Origin of the sequence: Burkholderia anthina, from assembly GCF_001547525.1 — a bacterium.
GTDB lineage: Bacteria > Pseudomonadota > Gammaproteobacteria > Burkholderiales > Burkholderiaceae > Burkholderia > Burkholderia semiarida.
This window is the reverse complement of the sequence record NZ_CM003768.1, coordinates 3,336,147-3,356,454: the sequence shown is the minus strand read 5'-3', so window position 1 is coordinate 3,356,454 and position 20,308 is coordinate 3,336,147. Positions and strand designations below refer to the sequence as shown.

The 20,308-nt window shown below is 67.9% G+C and carries 18 protein-coding genes; 11 read left to right on the top strand and 7 right to left on the bottom strand.

Features of this window, described 5'->3' with window-relative positions; translation table 11 throughout:
• The first annotated feature begins 81 nt into the window (after positions 1 to 81).
• From WS64_RS15325 to WS64_RS15310, 4 genes are all read left to right on the top strand, one after another.
• Entirely contained in the window at positions 82 to 864 is a 783-nt protein-coding gene (locus tag WS64_RS15325; RefSeq protein WP_059576902.1) for an ABC transporter substrate-binding protein, read from the top strand.
• Positions 865 to 1,092: 228 nt separating this feature from the next.
• Entirely contained in the window at positions 1,093 to 1,782 is a 690-nt protein-coding gene (locus WS64_RS15320; RefSeq protein ID WP_006489645.1) for an ABC transporter permease, read from the top strand.
• On the top strand, positions 1,779 to 2,492 hold the full coding sequence (locus tag WS64_RS15315; RefSeq protein ID WP_059576621.1) for an ABC transporter permease: 714 nt from the start codon (positions 1,779 to 1,781) through the stop codon (positions 2,490 to 2,492). The genes WS64_RS15320 and WS64_RS15315 overlap by 4 nt, the downstream gene beginning before the upstream one ends.
• 18 nt (positions 2,493 to 2,510) lie before the next feature.
• The gene (locus WS64_RS15310) at positions 2,511 to 3,290 is read left to right on the top strand and encodes an ABC transporter ATP-binding protein (protein WP_059576624.1); all 780 of its coding nucleotides are present in this window, start codon (positions 2,511 to 2,513) and stop codon (positions 3,288 to 3,290) included.
• Positions 3,291 to 3,361: 71 nt separating this feature from the next.
• On the opposite strand, the gene WS64_RS15305 is transcribed toward WS64_RS15310, so the two are convergent.
• The gene (locus WS64_RS15305; RefSeq protein WP_060966798.1) at positions 3,362 to 3,859 is read right to left on the bottom strand and encodes a GNAT family N-acetyltransferase; all 498 of its coding nucleotides are present in this window, start codon (positions 3,857 to 3,859) and stop codon (positions 3,362 to 3,364) included.
• 134 nt (positions 3,860 to 3,993) lie between these two features.
• Here WS64_RS15305 and WS64_RS15300 point away from each other — a divergent pair, with 134 nt between their 5' ends.
• A complete protein-coding gene (locus WS64_RS15300; protein ID WP_060966982.1) occupies positions 3,994 to 4,920 on the top strand; it encodes a LysR family transcriptional regulator in 927 nt (308 codons plus the stop codon).
• Between the two features lie 542 nt (positions 4,921 to 5,462).
• Positions 5,463 to 6,548, top strand: a complete 1,086-nt coding sequence (locus WS64_RS15295; RefSeq protein WP_060966981.1) for a porin — start codon at positions 5,463 to 5,465, stop codon at positions 6,546 to 6,548.
• 158 nt (positions 6,549 to 6,706) lie between these two features.
• On the opposite strand, the gene WS64_RS15290 is transcribed toward WS64_RS15295, so the two are convergent.
• Positions 6,707 to 7,045, bottom strand: a complete 339-nt coding sequence (locus WS64_RS15290) for a P-II family nitrogen regulator (RefSeq protein ID WP_006398637.1) — start codon at positions 7,043 to 7,045, stop codon at positions 6,707 to 6,709.
• Positions 7,046 to 7,128: 83 nt separating this feature from the next.
• Positions 7,129 to 8,850: an NAD+ synthase gene (locus tag WS64_RS15285; protein ID WP_060311931.1), complete on the bottom strand. Its 1,722-nt coding sequence runs from the start codon at positions 8,848 to 8,850 to the stop codon at positions 7,129 to 7,131.
• Positions 8,851 to 8,959: 109 nt separating this feature from the next.
• On the opposite strand from WS64_RS15285, the gene WS64_RS15280 reads away from it, so the two are divergent.
• Positions 8,960 to 10,135 carry a GNAT family N-acetyltransferase gene (locus WS64_RS15280; RefSeq protein WP_060966797.1) on the top strand — a complete coding sequence of 392 codons (1,176 nt, stop codon included), beginning with the start codon at positions 8,960 to 8,962 and terminating at the stop codon, positions 10,133 to 10,135.
• Between the two features lie 89 nt (positions 10,136 to 10,224).
• Entirely contained in the window at positions 10,225 to 11,061 is an 837-nt protein-coding gene (locus WS64_RS15275; RefSeq protein ID WP_060966796.1) for a GIY-YIG nuclease family protein, read from the top strand.
• A gap of 54 nt (positions 11,062 to 11,115) precedes the next feature.
• Here the strand turns inward: WS64_RS15275 and ppa are convergent, their stop codons facing one another.
• Positions 11,116 to 11,643: an inorganic diphosphatase gene (gene ppa, locus WS64_RS15270; protein ID WP_006489643.1), complete on the bottom strand. Its 528-nt coding sequence runs from the start codon at positions 11,641 to 11,643 to the stop codon at positions 11,116 to 11,118.
• A 368-nt stretch (positions 11,644 to 12,011) separates the two neighbouring features.
• Here ppa and WS64_RS15265 point away from each other — a divergent pair, with 368 nt between their 5' ends.
• From WS64_RS15265 to WS64_RS15255, 3 genes are all read left to right on the top strand, one after another.
• Positions 12,012 to 13,451, top strand: coding sequence for an aldehyde dehydrogenase family protein (locus WS64_RS15265; RefSeq protein ID WP_060966795.1), 1,440 nt, complete (start codon positions 12,012 to 12,014; stop codon positions 13,449 to 13,451).
• A 92-nt stretch (positions 13,452 to 13,543) separates the two neighbouring features.
• Positions 13,544 to 14,302, top strand: a complete 759-nt coding sequence (locus WS64_RS15260; RefSeq protein ID WP_059646342.1) for an SDR family oxidoreductase — start codon at positions 13,544 to 13,546, stop codon at positions 14,300 to 14,302.
• Positions 14,303 to 14,497: 195 nt separating this feature from the next.
• Positions 14,498 to 15,802, top strand: a complete 1,305-nt coding sequence (locus tag WS64_RS15255; protein WP_059576642.1) for an MFS transporter — start codon at positions 14,498 to 14,500, stop codon at positions 15,800 to 15,802.
• Between the two features lie 232 nt (positions 15,803 to 16,034).
• On the opposite strand, the gene WS64_RS15250 is transcribed toward WS64_RS15255, so the two are convergent.
• Genes WS64_RS15250 through hemC form a run of 3 tightly spaced genes read right to left on the bottom strand, consistent with a single transcriptional unit; the run spans position 16,035 to position 20,199 of the window.
• Entirely contained in the window at positions 16,035 to 17,222 is a 1,188-nt protein-coding gene (locus tag WS64_RS15250) for a heme biosynthesis protein HemY (protein WP_059576645.1), read from the bottom strand.
• Between the two features lie 2 nt (positions 17,223 to 17,224).
• Entirely contained in the window at positions 17,225 to 19,195 is a 1,971-nt protein-coding gene (gene hemDX, locus WS64_RS15245) for a fused uroporphyrinogen-III synthase HemD/membrane protein HemX (RefSeq protein WP_060966794.1), read from the bottom strand.
• A complete protein-coding gene (gene hemC / locus WS64_RS15240; RefSeq protein WP_060966793.1) occupies positions 19,195 to 20,199 on the bottom strand; it encodes a hydroxymethylbilane synthase in 1,005 nt (334 codons plus the stop codon). The genes hemDX and hemC overlap by 1 nt, the downstream gene beginning before the upstream one ends.
• Positions 20,200 to 20,308: the final 109 nt, after the last annotated feature.

The following is a 20,308-nucleotide window of genomic DNA, read 5'->3' as shown; positions in this document are numbered from 1 at the left end:
TTTGGCCGTCTAGAATACGCCGCGGCGCCCGGTCCGACCGGCCGCGAGCGCCCCCGGAAAGTCAGCAACAGAAGGATGGAAATGAAGAAGGCCGCCCTGTGCGCCGCCCTCGCCCTTGTGGCGGGCAGCGCCTTCGCGAAGGAGTGGAAGACCGTGCGGATCGGCGTCGACGCCAGCTACCCGCCGTTCGAGTCGACCGCGCCGAGCGGCGAGATCGTCGGTTTCGACGTGGATCTCACCAAGGAAATCTGCAAGCGGATCAACGTGAAATGCGTGTGGGTGGCGCAGGATCTCGACGGGATCATCCCGGCGCTGAAAGCGAAGAAGTACGACGTCATCGTGTCGTCGCTGACGGTCACGGACAAGCGCCGCGAGCAGATCGACTTCTCCGACAAGGTGTATGACGCGCCCGCACGGATGATCGCGAAGGCCGGCTCGCCGCTGCGGCCGACGGTCGCGTCGCTGAAAGGCAAGCGCGTCGGCGTCGAGCAGGGTTCGACGCAGGAATCGTACGCGAAGGCGTACTGGGAACCGCAGGGCGTGACGATCGTTCCTTACCAGAACCAGGACCAGGTCTATGCCGATCTCGGCACGGGCCGCCTCGACGCGACGCTGCAGGACGAACTGCAGGCCGACTACGGCTTCCTGCGCACGCCGCGCGGCAAGGGCTTCGCGTTCGCCGGGCCGGAAGTGAAGGATCCGAAGACGATCGGCGACGGCACCGCGATCGGCCTGCGCAAGGAAGATACCGACCTGAAGCTCAGGATCAACCAGGCGCTGGCCGACATGCACAAGGACGGCACGTACGACCGGCTGTCGCACAAGTACTTCTCGTTCAGCGTCTATTCGGCGCCGGCCCGCTGAACGCGGACAAGAAGAAGCAGCGGATGCGGGGGCTGCCCCGCGTCCGCGCAGTACAGGCAGTCAACCACGCGCCGCCCGCCCCCTTGCCCGCCGCTCGCGCGACGGGCGAGCCGGCACCGTTGCCGGGGCGGACGGTCATGATACGCACGGGGCGTTCCGCGCAGCTTGGCGGGCGCGTCTTTCGCGGCGCACGGCGTGCGCCCCCAGGGACCACACCAGGGACCCCATATGTTTCTACAAGGCTACGGCCCGCTGATCCTCGCCGGCACCTGGCAAACCGTCAAACTGGCGGTGCTTTCGCTTGCGCTGTCGTTCCTGCTGGGGCTGCTCGGCGCCGGCGCGAAGCTGTCGCGCAACCGCGTCACGAACGGCGTCGGCACCGTCTACACGACGCTGATCCGCGGCGTTCCCGATCTCGTGCTGATGCTGCTGCTGTTCTACAGCCTGCAGATCTGGCTGAACATGGCGACCGACGCGCTCGGCTGGGACCAGATCGACATCGACCCGTTCCTCGCCGGCGTGCTCGTGCTCGGCTTCATCTACGGCGCGTACTTCACCGAGACGTTCCGCGGCGCGTTCCTGTCCGTGCCGCGCGGCCAGCTCGAGGCCGGCAGCGCCTACGGGATGACGAACTGGCAGGTATTCACGCGGATCATGTTCCCGCAGATGATGCGCTTCGCGCTGCCGGGCATCGGCAACAACTGGCAGGTGCTCGTGAAGTCGACCGCGCTCGTGTCGATCATCGGCCTGGCCGACGTCGTGAAGGCGTCGCAGGACGCCGGCAAGGGCACGCTGCGGTTCTTCTTCTTCACGCTGATCGCGGGCGCCGTCTACCTCGCCATCACGACGATCTCGAACTTCGTGCTGATGTGGCTCGAAAAGCGCTACTCGACCGGCGTCCGCAAGGCTGACCTATGATCGAACTCATCCAAGAATACTGGCGCAACTATCTGTACACCGACGGCTATCGCATCACCGGTGTCGCGATCACGCTGTGGCTGCTGGTCGTGTCGATCGGCCTCGGCTTCTGCCTGTCGGTGCCGCTCGCGGTCGCGCGCGTGTCGAAGAAGAAATGGCTGTCGGGCGCCGTGTGGCTGTACACGTACGTGTTCCGCGGCACGCCGCTCTACGTGCAGCTGCTGCTCTGCTACACGGGCCTCTACAGCCTGCAGGCCGTGCGCGGCACGCCGATGCTCGATGCGTTCTTCCGCGACGGGATGCACTGCACGCTGCTCGCGTTCACGCTGAACACCTGCGCGTACACCACCGAAATCTTCGCGGGCGCGATCAAGGCGACGTCGTACGGCGAGATCGAGGCCGCGCGCGCGTACGGGATGTCCCCGTTCACGATGTATCGCCGCGTGATCCTGCCGTCGGCGCTGCGCCGCGCGCTGCCGCTGTACAGCAACGAAGTGATCCTGATGCTGCACGCGACGACGGTGGCCTTCACCGCGACCGTGCCGGACATCCTGAAGATCGCGCGCGACGTGAACTCGGCGACCTACATGTCGTTCCACGCGTTCGGCATCGCCGCCCTGCTCTACCTCGTGATCTCGTTCACGCTCGTGTGGCTGTTCCGCCAGGCCGAGCGCCGCTGGCTCGCGTATCTGCGCCCGCAAGGCAAGTAAGTTTTCGCAGGATTACTGATGAACTCCCAGACCCAGAAGCTTTTCGTCGACGATCTCCACAAGCGGTACGGCGACAACGAGGTGCTCAAAGGCGTGTCGCTGAAGGCGAACTCGGGCGACGTGATCAGCGTGATCGGCTCGTCCGGCTCCGGCAAGAGCACGATGCTGCGCTGTATCAACTTCCTCGAGCAGCCGAACGCGGGCCGCATCTTCGTCGATCGCGAGGAAGTGCGCACCGCGCTCGACAAGACGGGCGCGCTGCGCGCGGCCGATCCGAAGCAGCTGCAGCGCGTGCGCACCAAGCTGTCGATGGTGTTCCAGCACTTCAACCTGTGGTCGCACATGAACGTGATCGAGAACGTGATGGAAGCGCCGGTGAACGTGCTCGGCATCCCGAAGAAGGAAGCCGAGGAGCGTGCGCGCGAGTATCTCGAGAAGGTCGGCCTCGCGCCGCGCGTCGAGAAGCAGTATCCGTCGCATTTGTCGGGCGGCCAGCAGCAGCGCGTGGCGATCGCGCGGGCGCTGGCGATGCATCCTGACGTGATGCTGTTCGACGAGCCGACCTCCGCGCTCGATCCGGAACTCGTCGGCGAGGTGCTGAAGGTGATGCAGAAGCTCGCCGAGGAAGGCCGCACGATGATCGTCGTCACGCACGAGATGGGCTTCGCGCGCAACGTGTCGAATCACGTGATGTTCCTGCACCAGGGCCGCGTCGAGGAGGAAGGCGTGCCGGCCGAGGTGCTCGCGAATCCGAAGAGCGAGCGCCTGCGCGCGTTCCTGTCGGGCAGCCTCAAGTAACGCCCGTCACCCGCCACGCCCGAACGGGCGCCCCGCGGTTCGCCGCGCGGCGCCCGTTTTGCGTTTACCCGTCACGCGGCGCTCACCGGCGCGCCGTCGGCGAACGCGCGCAGCTCGTCGCCCGCCAGCCGGTAGCGCACCCATTCGCTCTGCGGCGCCGCGCCGACGCGCTCGTAGAAGCGGATCGCCGGCTCGTTCCAGTCGAGCACGCTCCATTCGAAACGCCCGCAGCCGGACTCGACCGCGACCCGCGCGAGCGCCTTCAGCAATTGCAGCCCCGCACCGGCGCCGCGAAAACGCGGCGACACGTACAGATCCTCCAGATACAGCCCCTGCCGCGCGAGCCACGTCGAATACGAGAAGAAATACACGGCGAACCCGGCCGGCTCGCCGTCGACCTCGCAGATCAGCGCACGCGCCGGCGAGCCTTGGCCGAACAGGCTGCGTTCGAGCGATTCGGGCGTCGCGACGACTTCGTGCTCGGCCTTCTCGTAGACGGCGAGTTCGGTGATGAAGCGCAGGATCAGCGGCACGTCGGCGACGGTCGCGGAGCGAATATCGATTTGCACGGGTTGAGCCCTCCTCCGGCCCGGATGTGAAACGGACAAGCGGCGCCGCGCAACCGCACTGGCGCCGTTCGAACCGTCATGCTACGTTCGCGCCGTGCCTGCAGGAAGTGCAGTTTCTTCATCCGAACCTGAACATGATGCATCCCGATCTGCGCCGCCTCGACCTGAACCTGCTGCTCGTGTTCGACGCGCTGTACCGCCACCGGTCGGTCGCGGCGGCCGCGCACGAACTCGCGCTGAGCCCGTCGGCGTTGAGCCACGCGCTCGCGCGGCTACGCGACGCGATCGGCGATGCGCTGTTCGTGCGCCTCGGCAACGAGATGCAGCCGACCGTGCGCGCCGACGACATCGCCACGTGGGCCGGCGACGCGCTCGATGCGATGTCGAAGGGGCTCGCCCGCGCGCGCCGCTTCGATCCGGCGCACAGCGACCGCACGTTCGTGTTCGCCGCGACCGACTACACGGCGTTCGCGGTACTGCCGGCGTTCCTGGCCCGCATCCAGCACGTGGCGCCGCATCTGCGGATTCGCGTCGTCCATTCGGACCGCAAGATTTCCGTCGACGAGCTCGCGGCCGGCCGTATCGACTTCGCGCTCGGCTACCACGAGGAATCGGCGGCCGACGCGCCGGGCATCGAGGACTTCGACTGGTTCTCCGACGACTACGTCGTGATCGCGAGCGCCGCGCATCCGGACATCCGCCGGCGGCTGACGCTCGACCAGTATCTGGCGGCTCGCCACGTCGTCGTCACGCCGTGGAACGAGTCGCGCGGCGTCGTCGACTACGTGCTCGATCGCCTCGGCCTCGCGCGGCACGTGGCCGTGCAATTGCCGACCGTGCTGGCCGCGCCGTTCGTGATCGCGGAGTCGGCACTCCTGATGACCGTGCCGAACCGCGCCGCGCAGGCGCTGCGGCACGCGGCGCCGATCCGCATCTTCCCCGCGCCGTTCGAGATCCCGCGTTACACGGTGAAGGTCTACTCGCACGCGAAACATGCGCGCACCGATGCGCACCGCTGGATTCGCGCGCAGTTGCTCGACGCACGACCGAGCCCGGACTGAGCGCGGCACGCGGCAGCACGGGCGTTCCCGGCGTCGACCGGCGATGGCGGCAATCGCCCGAATCATTACGAAATACTTACCAATTTCGCGACTTTCGTGCTTACGCCGGCGCCCTGGCAACGTCAATAGTGGCAATCCTTGACCCACGCCCGCGGAAACCACGTTTCCCTTGTGGCACAAGGGTTTTCCGGGAATCGAGGACCCTTGGGACACCTGTCGCGCACCGTGTTGCATGGCAATTTGGCGACAGCGGTTAGTCAAACAACGATTTCCGTCGCCACAAAATTGTATTTTTGCTAAATTAGTAACCAAAGTAGCAAAACGAAGTTCGTGAAATGTAGTTTAGCTTCACGACACAACAAGGAGACCCCGCAGGCCGACCCGGCTGCGCGGGACCGCTCAACGGTTTTCCGTCTGCTTGCCCGCGTGCCGCGCTTACCGGCCCTGCACGAGGTCTCCCTGGTTATCCCGCTTTTGCCCGGCGCTCGCGCTCCGGGCATCTCGTGCAGTCTGGGTTGACTTTTTGACAGGGTATGGAGGAGATGATGAAGAAAGCTTTGGTCGCGGCCGCGCTGATGGCTGCTGGGGTGGTGACGGCGCACGCGCAGAGCAGCGTCACGCTGTATGGCCGCCTGGATGCCGGCCTCGAGTACATGAACGGCCTGCAGGACGGCCATCGCTACCGTGCGGAGAGCGGCGACTGGGGCACGAGCCTGTGGGGCTTGAAGGGTAGCGAGGACATCGGCGGCGGCAACAAGATCCTGTTCCACCTCGAAGGCGCGTTCAACACGATGAACGGCGGCCTCGGCACGAGCGGCTCGATCTGGGATCGTTTCGCGACCGTCGGTATCTCGAACGACCGCTACGGTACGCTGCTGCTGGGTCGCGAACTCGCGATCGCCAACGGCGTGTGGGACTTCGACCCGTTCGGCCAGTCGGCCTGGTCGACGGCCTCGCTGGTGCGCGGCCGCAACTGGAACAAGACCAGCAACAACGTGTCGTACCAGTCGCCGTCGGTCTACGGCCTCGACTTCTACGGCCAGTTCTCGTTCTCGAACTCGACCAGCTTCAACGGCAACACGACGGCCAACGCACCGGGCCGTGCAATGGGCGCGCAGGTCACCTATACGAACTCGCTGTTCCAGTTGCGCGGCATCTACGACGAAACGCGCGACAGCAATGGCCGTTTCTCGGACGTGTTCCAGTACTCGCGTGAATACTTCGCGGGCGTGAACGTGTTCCTCGGCCAATTCAAAGTGCAGGCGGCGTATCAAGTATCGCGCGCGGACGGCACCGGCATTGTGCCCGCGAACAACGGAATCACAGGTACGCAGCAGGTCTGGGGCGGCGTAACGTGGCAAGCGACGCCGGCGGCCGCGCTGATCGCTGCCGCGTATCACGTGAACGCGAACCACGGCGGCGGCAACGCGAACATCTACACGGTCGGCGGCTCGTACAACATCTCGAAGCGCACGCTGTTCGATCTGCAGGTCGCAACGGTACGCAACAGCAAGAACGCAAACTTCGGCCTGAACGCCAATCCGGCCGGTACGGACGTATCGACGGGCAACCCGCATCCGGGCGGCAGCCAGACCGGCGTCTACGCCGGCATCCAGCACCTGTTCTGATCAGGCGCCGTCCAGAGAACGATTCGACAACACTTTCCACGCTGCTGCGAGAGGCGCGTATCGGTGCGGTACCCACCCGGGTATCGCACCGTTTTTTATTGGCGGGCCGGAATCGTGCGATCCGCGGCCCGATCGACCTGATTGGCCGAATGCAGCGCTCAGACGGCCGCTTCGTTCTCTTCGCCGGTGCGGATGCGGATCACGCGCTCGACGTCCGATACGAAGATCTTGCCGTCGCCGATCTTGCCGGTGCGCGCCGCGCCGATCACCGCGTCGATCACCTGATCGACCTGCGCTTCCGCGACGACCACCTCGATCTTCATCTTCGGCAGGAAATCGACGACGTATTCGGCGCCGCGATACAGCTCGGTATGGCCCTTCTGGCGGCCGAAGCCTTTCACTTCCGTCACGGTCAGGCCCGTGAGACCCACTTCGGCGAGCGCTTCGCGGACTTCGTCCAGCTTGAACGGCTTGATGATGGCGGTGATGCGTTTCATGATGGTTGTCCCTCAATGCTCGTTTGGGTGAAAAATCGCGATCCCGATTGTAAGCCGGCGGGCCGCATCCGGCCCAGCACCGCTCAATCGAGCCGTTCGGTGAAGCGCGAGGTGATCGGGTAGCGCCAGTCGCGCCCGAATGCGCGGTGCGTGACGCGGATGCCGATCGGCGCCTGGCGGCGCTTGTATTCGTTGATCTTGATGAGCCGCGTCACGCGCTCGACGTCGGCCTGCGCGTAGCCGGCCGCGACGATCTCGGCGAGAGGCCGGTCTTCTTCCATGTACATCCGCATGATCGCGTCGAGCACGTCGTACGGCGGCAGGCTGTCCTGGTCGGTCTGGTTCTCGCGCAGCTCGGCCGACGGCGCGCGTGTCAGGATGCGCTCGGGGATCACGTCGCGCCGCCCGTAGTCGGTCGTTTCGTTGCGATAGCGGCAGAGCCGGTACACGAGCGTCTTCGCGATGTCCTTGATCACCGCGAAGCCGCCGGCCATGTCGCCGTACAGCGTGCAGTACCCGACCGCCATCTCGCTCTTGTTGCCGGTCGTCAGCACGATCGAGCCGAACTTGTTCGACAGCGCCATCAGCAGCGTGCCGCGGATGCGCGCCTGGATGTTCTCCTCCGTCGCGTCTTCGGGGCGGCCCGCGAACTCGTCGGCAAGCGCGGCGCGGAAGGCATCGAACATCGGCGCGATCGCGATCTCGTCGTAACGCACGCCGACGCGCCGCGCCATCTCCGCCGCATCGGTGGTCGAGATGTCGGCCGTGAAGCGCGACGGCATCATCACCGCGCGCACGCGCTCGGGCCCGAGCGCATCGCACGCGACGGCCAGCACCAGCGCCGAATCGACGCCGCCCGACAGCCCGATCAGCACGCCGGGAAAGCCGTTCTTGCCGATGTAGTCGCGCACGCCGGTCACGAGCGCGCGATACACCTGCGCGTGCGTCGACAGCTCGGGCGCGATCGCGCCGGGCAGCGGCCGCGCGCCGTCGAATTCGACGATCGCGTGCCCTTCGTCGAACTGCGGCATCTTCGCGACGAGCGCGCCCTCGCCGTCGAGCACGAACGACCCGCCGTCGAACACGAGCTCGTCCTGGCCGCCGACGAGGTTCACGTAGACCATCGGCAGCCCGGTCTCGCGAATCCGCGCGCGCAGGATGTCGATGCGCACCGCTTCCTTGTTCATGTGGTACGGCGAGCCGTTCGGGATCAGCAGCACCTGCGCGCCGGCCGCCTTCGCGATCTGCGCGGCCGACGCATGCCATGCGTCCTCGCAGATGATTACGCCGTATTTCACGCCGTTCAGCTCGAACACGAGCGGCTCGGTATCGGTCGCGAAGTAGCGCTTCTCGTCGAACACCTCGGCGTTCGGCAGATCCTGCTTGCGGTAGGTGCCGACGATCTCGCCGCCGACGATCAGCGACACCGCGTTGAAGGTATCGGTGGGCGGCACGCCGCGCTCGATCGGGCGGTTTGCATTACCATCGACGGCTGACGCGCTGCCCGGTCCGCTGCCCGCACCCCTGCCCGGTCCGCGCAACGGATGCCCGACCAGCACCGCGAGCCCGTCGAACGCCTTCAGCGCGTCGGCGAGCGCATCGAGTGCGGCGGCCGCCGCCGCGTAGAACGCGGGCCGCAGCAGCAGGTCTTCCGGCGGATAGCCGGACAGCGCGAGTTCGGGAGCGACCATCAGTTGCGCACCATCGTTGTGCGCGGCGCGCGCGGCCGCGACGATGCGCGCGACGTTGCCGGCGAAATCGCCGACGGTGACGTTGATCTGGGCGAGAGCGAGTCGGGTCTTCATGGCGGGAGCGGCGCAGCCCGGCGGCGCGCCTTGAACGGCTGACGAAATCGATCCGGGCGCGGGCCGCGACGGCCCGCAACCGGCAACATCCAACGGTACGGATTCACGCTTGAAACACGAACGCATCGATTATCGCACGGGCATCCTGTCGTCCCCCGCCGAGGTGCCGGCCGACGAATGGAACGCGCTGCTCGCGCGCGACGCGCAGCCCACGCCGTTCCTGCGCCACGAATTCCTCGACGCGCTGCACGTCGCGCGCTGCGCGGTGGACGACACCGGCTGGTCGCCGCACTTCGTCACGCTGACCGACACGCACACGGGCCGGCTCGCGGCCGCCGCGCCCGTCTACGCGAAACAGCATTCGTACGGCGAATACGTGTTCGACTGGGCGTGGGCCGACGCGTACCAGCGCAACAACCTGCCCTATTACCCGAAGCTGCTGTGCGCGGTGCCGTTCACGCCGGTGCAGGGCACGCGGCTGCTCGCCACCAGCGACGACGCGCGCCGCCGGCTCGCGGCCACGCTGCTCGCGTTCGCCGAGCAGAGCGACGTGTCGTCGCTGCACGTGCTGTTCCCGACCGGCGATGAAGCGCGGCTGCTCGAATCGATGGGCATGATGCTGCGCGAGGGCGTGCAGTTTCACTGGCTCAACGACGGCTACCGCCACTTCGACGATTTCCTCGGCACGCTCGAGCAGAAGAAGCGCAAGAACATCCGCGCGGAACGGCGCAAGGTGCACGACGCGGGCGTGACGTTCCGGCGGCTCGCCGGCGATCAAATCACCGACGCCGACTGGCGCTTCTTCTCGCGCTGCTATCGGCAGACGTACCGCGAACATTATTCGAGCCCGTACCTGAACCTCGACTTCTTCCGCACGATCGGCGCGACGATGCCCGAGAACCTGCTGCTCGTGATCGCGGAAGCCGACGGCCAGCCCATCGCGAGCGCGCTCGCGGTGTACCGGCGCGGCGAGCACGGCGGCGGCACGCTGTACGGCCGCTACTGGGGCGCGATCGAGCACGTGCCCTGCCTGCATTTCGAAACGGCCTACTACCAGTTGCTCGAATTCTGCATCGAGGCCGGGCTCGATACGTTCGAAGGCGGCGCGCAGGGTGAGCACAAGCTCGCGCGCGGCTTCCTTCCCACCGTCACGCATTCCGCGCACTGGCTCGCGCATCCGGCGTTTTCCGATGCGGTCGCGCGCTTTCTCGAACGCGAGACCGAGCATATCCACGCGTACGTCGACGAACTGCGCGAACACGATCCGTTCCGGCGCGGTACCTGACGGCGAGCCGCATCACATCGCCCCACGTCGCGCACCGGAGCACGCGCAAATTCTGAGACACTGGCGGCTTCGCATCCCGCCGCCCCGCCATGTCCTGGTTTCTGTATCTGATCGAATGCGCCGACGACAGCGTCTACACGGGCATCACGACCGATGTCGCCGCGCGCTTCGACGAACACGCGTCCGGCAAGGGCGCGCGCTACACGCGCTCGCGCAAGCCGCGCGCGGTGCTCGCGTCGTTTCCGCTGCCCGACCGGTCGAGCGCGTCGCGCGCCGAATACTGGGTGAAGCGGCTCACGCCCGCGAAAAAGCGCGAGCTGGCGGCTGGCTTGCGGACGCTCGAATCGGTGGTGCCGGTGGTGATCACGCTCGACGAGCGCGGCGACACGACGGGGACGAAGGCGACGGCGCGCGGGCGGAAGAAGGGGCAGGCGGAAAACGTCGACGATGCGGCGAAGACGGCTGCCACGGAACAGGTGGCCGGGAAAAAGGTGAAGACCGGGAAAGTTGTCGGGTCTGCAACGGCCGCGAGCACGGCGAAACCTGGGAAGAGCAAACAAGCGTCGAAGTCGACGAAGGCAAATCGAGCCGCGCCGGACGCGAAATACGCAAGAACCGACGGCGCAGCCGCTGAAAAGACCTCGGCGCGGGGCACACCGGTCAAGAAAACCGGCCAGCCGCCTTCCGCGTCGTCAAACGGGAAGGCGCCAGCCGCCGCCGGCAAATCCGCCGCGAAGACACGCGAAGACGCCGCCGCACCGGCCCGCCGCCGTTCCTCGGCCACGAAAACCGCCGAAGCGATCGCTCCGTCCGTTGCCCCGCCCCGCGCGAAACGCGCGAAGAAAGCACCGGCCACGCCCTCGCCTGTCTCCGCGTCCGCCAGCCCGAAAACCGCCCGCGCAAAACAAAACCGCGCGGCCTCCTGACGAGACACGCGCGGTTTGCGCTCCGTACGCACCGGCCAGCGGCCGGCACGCCGCTTACTTCTTGTAGTTCGCGGCGCCGTCGGTGATTTCCTTGTGCGCGGCTTCGATGCCGGCCCAGCCCTCGACCTTCACCCACTTGCCCTTCTCGAGCGCCTTGTATTGCTCGAAGAAGTGCTTGATCTGGTCTTTCAGGTACTCGGGCACGTCGTCGATCGTCTTCAGGTTCGCCGTCATCGGGCAGATCTTGTCGTGCGGCACCGCGACCAGCTTCGCGTCGACGCCCGACTCGTCGGTCATCTGCAGCATGCCGAGCACGCGCGAACGCACGATCGAGCCGGCCAGCAGCGGGAACGGCGTGATCACCAGCACGTCGACCGGATCGCCATCGCCCGACAGAGTCTGCGGGATGTAGCCGTAGTTCACCGGGTAGCGCATGCCCGTGCCGATGAAGCGGTCGACGACGAGGAGGCCCAGTTCCTTGTCCGCCTCGTACTTCACCGGATCGCTTTGCGCGGGAATCTCGATGATCACGTTGAAATCTTGCGGCAGGTCCTTGCCGGCCGGAACATGATTGAAGCTCATGAGCACTCTCTGTAGGTCGATGGGAATACGGGACAGGGCGCCGCGGCCGATGCACCGCCGCGGCGCCCCCAAAAGGAATGCGCCATTATAGCCAATCGACCGGTGGCGTCCGGATGACGATCGGCGCGATAATCGTTCCGGATGTCCGGCCGTCGAGCCGGCGGCGGTGTGCGTGGACCACACGGCACGGAAGCCGGGTAAAGTGCCGAAGCGCAAACGGCTTTGCATGGGATCCACGTAGGCGCTGGAGCGCTGGCTTGGGTCGACCGCCGTGGGGTCAAGTAAGCGCTAAAGCGCTAACTCCACCCAACCACGCCATGGGACCCGAGTAAGCGCTAAAGCGCTAACTCGGGTCGACAGGAGGAGACATGGAAGAAGCGAAGCACTTCATCGCGGGCGAATGGACGTTGCCCGCGCAACTGGAAACCATCGCGGTCGTCGATCCGTCCGACGGCCAGCCGTTCGCGACGATCGCGCGCGGCACGGCGCCCGACATCGAGCGCGCAGTCGCCGCGGCCCGCGACGCGTTCGCAGGCCCGTGGGGCGCCGCGAGCGCCGCCGAACGCGGCCGCGCGCTGATGCGGCTGTCGGCACGCGTGGCCGACCATCTCGAGGAACTCGCCGCGATCGAGGCGCGCGACACCGGCAAACCGCTGAAACAGGCGCGCGCCGATGCAGCCGCGCTCGCGCGCTACTTCGAGTTCTACGCGGGCGCCGCCGACAAGCTGCACGGCGAAACCCTCCCCTACCAGGCCGGCTACACGGTGCTGACCGTGCGCGAGCCGCACGGGGTCACGGGCCATATCGTGCCGTGGAACTACCCGATGCAGATCTTCGGGCGCAGCGTCGGCGCGGCGCTCGCGGCCGGCAACGCATGCGTGGTCAAGCCGGCCGAAGACGCGTGCCTGTCCGTGCTGCGCGTCGCCGAGCTGGCCGCCGAGGCCGGGCTGCCGGCCGGCGCGCTCAACATCGTCACCGGCTACGGCCACGAAGCGGGCGCCGCGCTCGCGCGCCATCCTGGCATCGACCATATCTCGTTTACGGGTTCGCCGGCCACCGGCAAGCTGGTCGCGCAGATGGCGGCCGAGAACCACGTGCCGGTCACGCTCGAACTCGGCGGCAAGTCGCCGCAACTCGTGTTCGCCGATGCCGATCTCGACGCGGCGCTGCCCGTGCTCGTGTCCGCGATCGTGCAGAACGGCGGGCAAACCTGCTCGGCCGGCAGCCGCGTGCTGATCGAGCGCGCGGTGTACGAGCCGCTCGTCGAGCGCCTCGCCACCGCGTTCAACGGGCTGCGCGTCGGCCCGAGCCGCGCCGATCTCGATTGCGGCCCGCTGATCAACGCGAAGCAGCAGCAACGCGTGTGGGATTTCCTGTCCGACGCACAGCACGACGGCATTCCGATGGCCGCGCACGGGCAGGTCGTCGCCGACGCGCCCGAAACCGGCTTCTACCAGGCGCCCGCGCTGTTGCGCGACGTGCCGCCGTCGCACCGGCTCGCGCAGGAAGAAGTGTTCGGTCCCGTGCTCGCGGCGATGCGTTTCGTCGACGAGGACGAAGCCGTCGCGCTCGCCAACGGCACGCCGTACGGCCTCGTCGCGGGCATCTGGACACGCGACGGCGCACGCCAGATGCGGCTGGCGCGGCGTCTGCGCGCGGGGCAGGTGTTCATCAACAACTATGGCGCGGGCGGCGGCGTCGAGCTGCCGTTCGGCGGCGTCGGCCATTCGGGCCATGGCCGCGAGAAAGGTTTCGAGGCGCTGTACGGTTTCACCGCGCTGAAGACGATCGCGATCCGGCACGGCTGAACGCGCGGCACGCGGCACACGACCGGCGGCCGGCAGCACACGGCAGCCGGTCGACACACGACGACTCTCATGACAAACACAGGAGACACACCATGCGGTTGAGCGGCAAGACGGCCATCGTCACGGGCGGCGGCTCGGGGTTCGGCGAAGGCATCGCGAGGACCTATGCGCGCGAAGGCGCGAACGTCGTCGTCAACGATCTCAACGGCGCGGCGGCCGAGCGCGTCGCGAGCGAGATCGCGCTCGCGGGCGGCAAGGCGATCGCGGTGGCCGGCGACGTGTCGAAGGAGGACGACTGGCGCGCGCTGCTGCAGGCCGCGCTCGACGATTTCCATGCGGTGCAGATCGTCGTGAACAACGCGGGCACCACGCACCGCAACAAGCCCGTGCTCGACGTGACGGAAGCCGAATTCGACCGCGTGTACGCGGTCAACATGAAGAGCCTGTTCTGGTGCGTGCAGACCTTCGTCCCGTATTTCCGCGCACAGGGCGGCGGCGTGTTCGTGAACGTCGCGTCGACGGCCGGCGTGCGGCCGCGCCCGGGCCTCGTCTGGTACAACAGCACGAAGGGCGCGATGATCACCGCGAGCAAGTCGCTCGCGGCCGAGCTCGGCGCCGACCGCATCCGCGTGAACTGCATCAACCCGGTGCTCGGCGAAACCGCGCTGATGACCGAGTTCATGGGCTGCGAGGACACCCCGGAAAATCGCCGCCGCTTTCTCGCGACGATTCCGCTCGGCCGCTTCTCGACGCCGCAGGACATCGCGAACGCCGCGCTGTACCTCGCGTCCGACGAAGCCGAATTCATCACCGGCGTGTGCCTCGAAGTCGACGGCGGGCGCTGCATCTAGTCGCACCGGGCCATACGATGAGCCCGCATTGCTTCGCACGAAACCGGATCGGGCACCACCGCGCCTGCTCCGGCCCATTACAAGGACAGCGGTGCATCGGATCCAGGCACGCGCCCGAGCGCGGCCTTCGATCGACCGCACAGCATGGGATCCAGGTAACCGCTCAAGCGTCAGCCCGGGTCGACAGGAGACAACATGGCAACATCGACGCAGTCGCTGCCGGGCTCGTCCGGCGCATTCGAGGAAGCAACCTACCGCAAGGTGTCGTGGCGGCTCGTGCCGCTCCTGCTGCTGTGCTACGTGGTTGCGTATCTCGACCGCGTGAACGTCGGGTTCGCGAAGCTGCAGATGGCGAGCGACCTGAACCTCAGCGATACCGTGTACGGGCTCGGCGCCGGCATCTTCTTCTTCGGCTATTTCCTGTTCGAGGTGCCGAGCAACATCATCCTGCACCGGGTAGGCGCCCGCGTGTGGATCGCCCGCATCATGGCGACGTGGGGCGTGATCTCGATCCTGACGATGTTCGTCACGACGCCCGCGATGTTCTACGTGATGCGCTTCCTGCTCGGCGTCGCCGAAGCGGGCTTCTTCCCCGGCGTGATCCTCTACCTCACCTACTGGTATCCCGCGCACCGGCGCGGCCGGATGACCACGTTCTTCATGACGGCAGTCGCGCTGTCCGGCGTGATCGGCGGGCCGATCTCGGGCTTCATCCTGAAGGCGTTCGACGGCGTGAGCGGCTGGCACGGCTGGCAATGGCTGTTCCTGCTCGAAGGCATTCCGTCGGTGCTCGCCGGCGTGCTCGTGTTCTTCACGCTCGACGAGCGGATCGCGAAGGCGACGTGGCTGACCGACGAAGAAAAGGCGCTGCTCGCCCGCAACGTCGACGCGGAGGAAGCCACCAAGGAGGACCTGCCGCTCGGCGCCGTGATGTCGAGCCCGCGTGTCTGGCTGATGGCGCTGATCTATTTCTCGTTCGTGATGGGGCTCTACGGCGTCGGCTTCTGGCTGCCGACGATCATCAAGGCGACCGGCGTGACCGACACGGTCATGATCGGCCTGCTGTCGGCGGTGCCCTATGCGGCCGCGGTGGTCGCGATGATCCTGATCGCGCGCAGCGCGGACAAGCGCCGCGAACGCCGCTGGCACCTCGCGATTCCGGCCGCGATCGGCGCGCTCGGCCTCGTGCTGTCGGTGATCTGGGCGCACCAGACCGCGCTCGCGATGCTCGGCCTCACGCTCGCGACGATCGGCATCCTGACGACGCTGCCGCTGTTCTGGAGCCTGCCGACCGCGTTCCTCGGCGGCACGGCAGCCGCCGCCGGCATCGCGATGATCAACTCGATCGGCAACCTCGCGGGCTTCCTGAGCCCGTACCTGATGGGCTGGCTCAAGCAGGCGACGAGCACCAACGATGCGGGCATGTACATGCTGGCCGGGTTCCTCGTGCTCGGCGGGCTGCTTGCGCTGTCGGTGCCGAAGCGGCTCGTCGACAAGTGATGCGCGGCGTGTAACGGCGCACCGCGAACGACCGAATACGCCGGTCGATGGCCGGTGCTCGCGAGATCGCCCCGACGGCCGGCATCATCCGGCCGCCCGGGGCGTTTCGATTCCGGGCAGGCCAGGCCCGCACCGGCCGGATGACGGCACCGTGCGTCCCGGCGGCCGCCCGGCGGACGAAAAAAAGCCCCGAAGGCCGATCGGCATTCGGGGCGTGCACCGCAGCGCCGCATCAGACCACGGTGATCGCCAGCGCGCTTTCGCGGTAGTGCTTCGCGGCCTTGTCGGTTTCGCCGAGCTGCTCGAACAGGCGGGCGAGCGCACGATGCGCACGCACTTTCAGCGCCTCGTTGTCAGCCAGCTTCAATGCCGATTCGAGGAACGACTGCGCCTTGCCCCACAGCTGCTGCTGCTGGCAGAGCCTGCCGAGCGCGAACAGCAGGTCGGCGTCTTCCGGATGATCCTTCTTCCAGCCCTCGGCCTTCTGGATCAGCGGCAGCGCATCGGCGCCGGCCGTGTCCGGGTAACGGCGCAGCAGGCGCGCATCCCAGTTGTGCGCGAGCGCGTCCTCGACGATGCGGCGCGCTTCGTTGCGGCGTTCGAGCGGCACGAGCAACTCGGCCGCGAGATCGGCCAGGCGCGGCGACTGGCGCTCGACCGTCGACAGCGACTGCCATACCTCGAGCAGCGCGTCCGCGTCGTGCCGGCGTTCGCGCAGCAGGTTTTCCGCCGCCTGCTGGCGCAGCCGCACGGCTGCGGCCGGATGCAGCGCCTCGCGCTTTTCGAGCGCCTTCGCGAGCTTCAGCACCTCGGCCCAGTTCTTCAGTTGCTGCTGCGCCCGCAGCGCGACCTGCTGCGCATGAATGCGCTTGCCGCCGGCCTGCATGTCGGCCAGCGCGGCGAGCGCGCCGTCCGCGTCGCGGGCGTCCGCGCGCATGTCGGCCGCGGCGAGCAGCCGTGCATCCTGCCATTCGGGCGCGTCGACCTTCGACAGCCACTCGTCGCGGCGCGTGTATTCGTGCATGCGGTGCGCGGCCGTGGCCCCGACGAGACTCGCGGCGCCCAGGTTCGCGTCGACCGCCAGCGCTTCGCGCGCGGCCTTCTCCGCACGCGAGAAGCGGCCCGCGTACAGGTTCGAGATTGCATCGCGCAGCGACGCCTGCGCCTTCTCGTTGCGCGAACGCGCCCGATACGCGGCGACCCGCTGCGGCATGCGCCAGATGTTGCGCACGATGCGCAGCAGCGCGTACACGACGATGAACAGCACGACGATGGCGATCACGAACAGGTTCAGCGACACGTCGACGCGGTACGGCGGATAGACGAGCAGCACCTGCCCCGCGTCGAAACGGCCGACGGTGGCGAGCGCCGCGGCGATCGCGAACAGGATCGCGAGCCAGACGATTCCTCGAAGCGTCATCGTTACCCCCGGCTCTTGAACTGCTGAACGGCGTTCAGGCTCGTGTTCAGGTTCGGCACCGCGACCGTCAGCGCTGCGCCGTCAACCTGCTTGAGCAGATCCTCGACGGTCTGCGTGTCCTTCGACGCCTGATCGAAATACTTCGCGAGCGACGCCTGCGCGGCGTGCAGGTCGGCCTTCATCGCGCCGTCGTTGCGCGCGAGCAGCGACAGCCGCGCGGTGAGCAGGCGCAGCTTCACGTTCTCGCGCACGAAGTAGCCCTGGTCGGGCGACGCGAGCATCGCGTCCGCGTTGTCGATCCGGCGCACCTGCACGAGGCCCTTCAATTGCTGGCCGAGGCTGGCCGAGAAGCCGTGCCACCACACCTTCCAGCGCGGCTCGCCGGCGGCGGCCGACGACGCGGCGTCGGCCGGCGCGGCCTTCGGCGCCGCGTGCGGCACGATCGCCTCGCCGGACAGCGGCAGCGCGTCGATCCTGGCGATCGCGTCGTCGAGCTTGATCGCGAGCCCGGTGAGATCGGCCGACGGCGCGGCCTTCAGCTTCTCGATGTCCTGCGCGAGCGCCTTGCGCACCGTGACGGCCTGCGCGCTCTGCGACGTCGCGAGACGCGCGTCGGCGTTCTGCAGCGCGATCAGCGCGAGCTGCGTGTTGCCGGTCAGTTGAAGCTGCTGGCTCGCGCTCGACAGCATCTGGTCGACTTCCTCGAGCATCCACGCATCGCGGTTGCGCGACAGGTCCTGGTATTGCTGCTGCAGCGCCTGCTGTGCGCTCTGCGCATCGGCAAGCTTGCCGTCGAGCTGCGCGAGCTGCGTGTCGACCTGGTGCGTGCTGGCGAGCGCCTGCTCGGTCTTCGTCCGCGTTTCGGCCGCTTGCGCGTCGAGCGCCTTCTGACGGGCGGCGAACGTGCCGTCGAGCCGGTCGATCTTGCGGTTCAGCGCGTAGCCGCCGACACCCGCCGCGCAGCCGAGCACGACGACGACGAGCCACAGCACCGCGCTGCCGCCGCGGCGCGCACGCGGCTCGGACGCGAGATAAGGAGGGCTGGACGGCGGCGCGGATGCAGCGGCCGGCTGGGAAGCGACGCTTTTGGAATCGTTGGTATCTGTCATGCGTTTAGTCACCGGTACGGCTGTCGCCGGTTGGACGGCCTCGTCGGCCATCGTTCGAAACGCGCGGACGATGCGCTCATCGCCCGCGCCGGTCAGCGTAATCCTATCAAAACCCAATGCGCGCGCGGTCTGCTCGATCCGCGGGTGCGGCGTCACGAGCGGCGCATGCTTCAGCGCGTCGATCTCGGCATCGTTCAGATGGGCCCGCGCCAGCTCGTGGAGGTTGCGCACGCCTTCCGAGCTCGTGACGAGCCATGCGTGCGGCTGGCCGTCGAGCAGCGCGTGCACGCGCTCCCACGCGCCGACGCGCGGCTCCGGCACGACGCGCCGGTAGGCCGCGACGAGCGTGACGTCCGCACCGGCCTCGCGCAGGCGCTCGGCGAGCCATTCGCGCCCGCCGTCGCCGCGCACGATCAGCACGCGCTTGCCCGCCAGCGCCTGCGCGCCGCCGAACGCGGCCTCGAGGCTCGCGAACAGGCTCTCCGAATCGTAATGGGGCACGCCGCCGTCGGCCGGCGCTTGCGGCGCGATCACGCGATGCGCGGGCGCCGCGATGCCGTGACGCGCGAGCGCCGCGACGCTGCCGGGCCCGACCACGCCGACCGGCAGCGCGTTCGGCCAGATCGTGTCGTACCGCGCGAGCGCGCGGTCGATCGCGTTCGGCGACACGAAAATCACCAGCGCGTAGTCGGCCAGCGCCGCGAATGCGGCGTCGAGCGGCGCCGGATGGTCGACCGGCGCGATATCGATCAGCGGGAATTCGAGCACGTCGCAGCCGGCGTCGGCCAGTTGCGACGCAAGCGCATCGGACTGCCCGTCCGGACGCGTCAGGACAGCGGTGAACGCGCGCGCGCCGCCCGCCATCAGGCGTCGCCCTTGCCCGCGGCCGGCGAGCTCGCGAGCAGCGCCTGGACGATGTCGAGCGCGCCTTGCGCCTCGAGTTCGTCGGACACCGCGCGGCCGAGCGCGAGCGCATCGGCGACGGTCACGACCGCGCCGCACTCCTCGGCCGTCAGCACGCGCTTGCCGTCGGTGGTCGACACGCGGCCCGTCAGGTACAGCTCGCCCGCGCGCCACACCGCGTGCGCGGCGAGCGGCACCTCGCAACTGCCGCCGAGCGCGCGCGACACCATCCGCTCGGCCTCGACCGCAAGCGCGGTCTGCGTGTCGTGCAGCGGCGCGAGCCACGCGGCGACGTCGTCGCGATGCGCGGCGATCTCGATGCCGAGCGCGCCCTGGCCGGCCGCGGGCGGGCTCGCCTCGACGTCGAGCAGCGCGCGGATCCGCGCTTCGAGGCCGAGGCGCTTCAGGCCGGCGGCCGCGAGGATGATCGCCGCGTAGTCGCCGCGGTCGAGCTTCGCGAGGCGCGTGTCGAGGTTGCCGCGCAACGGCAGGACCTCGAGATGCGGATAACGCGAACGCAGCATCGCTTCGCGGCGCAGGCTCGACGTGCCGACGACCGCGCCGGCCGGCAGCGCGTCGAGCGACGCGTAGTCGTTCGACACGAAGGCGTCGCGCGGGTCTTCGCGCGCCATGATCGCGGCGAGCGAGAAGCCGTCGGGCAGCGCCATCGGCACGTCCTTCAGCGAATGCACGGCGAGATCGGCGCGGCCGTCGGCCAGCGCGGCTTCCAGTTCCTTCACGAACAGGCCCTTGCCGCCGACCTTCGACAGCGTGCGATCGAGAATCTGATCGCCGCGCGTCGTCATCCCGAGGATTTTCACGTCACAAGCTGGATATAATTTGCGCAGCGCATCACGCACATGTTCGGCTTGCCACATCGCCAGGCGGCTCTCGCGCGAAGCAATCGTCAACGTCGCGGGCGGTCGTGGTTGTTGCGGCCCGGCCGCGGGGGTCTCGGAATTCATTGCTGGAACATCGAAGGACGGGATTGAAGATCGAACAATGGTAGCACGCACGCTCCGGCCCGCCCGGGCCCGGAGCCTGCGCCCGGCCTGCTTCCGTGCGGGTCGCGGC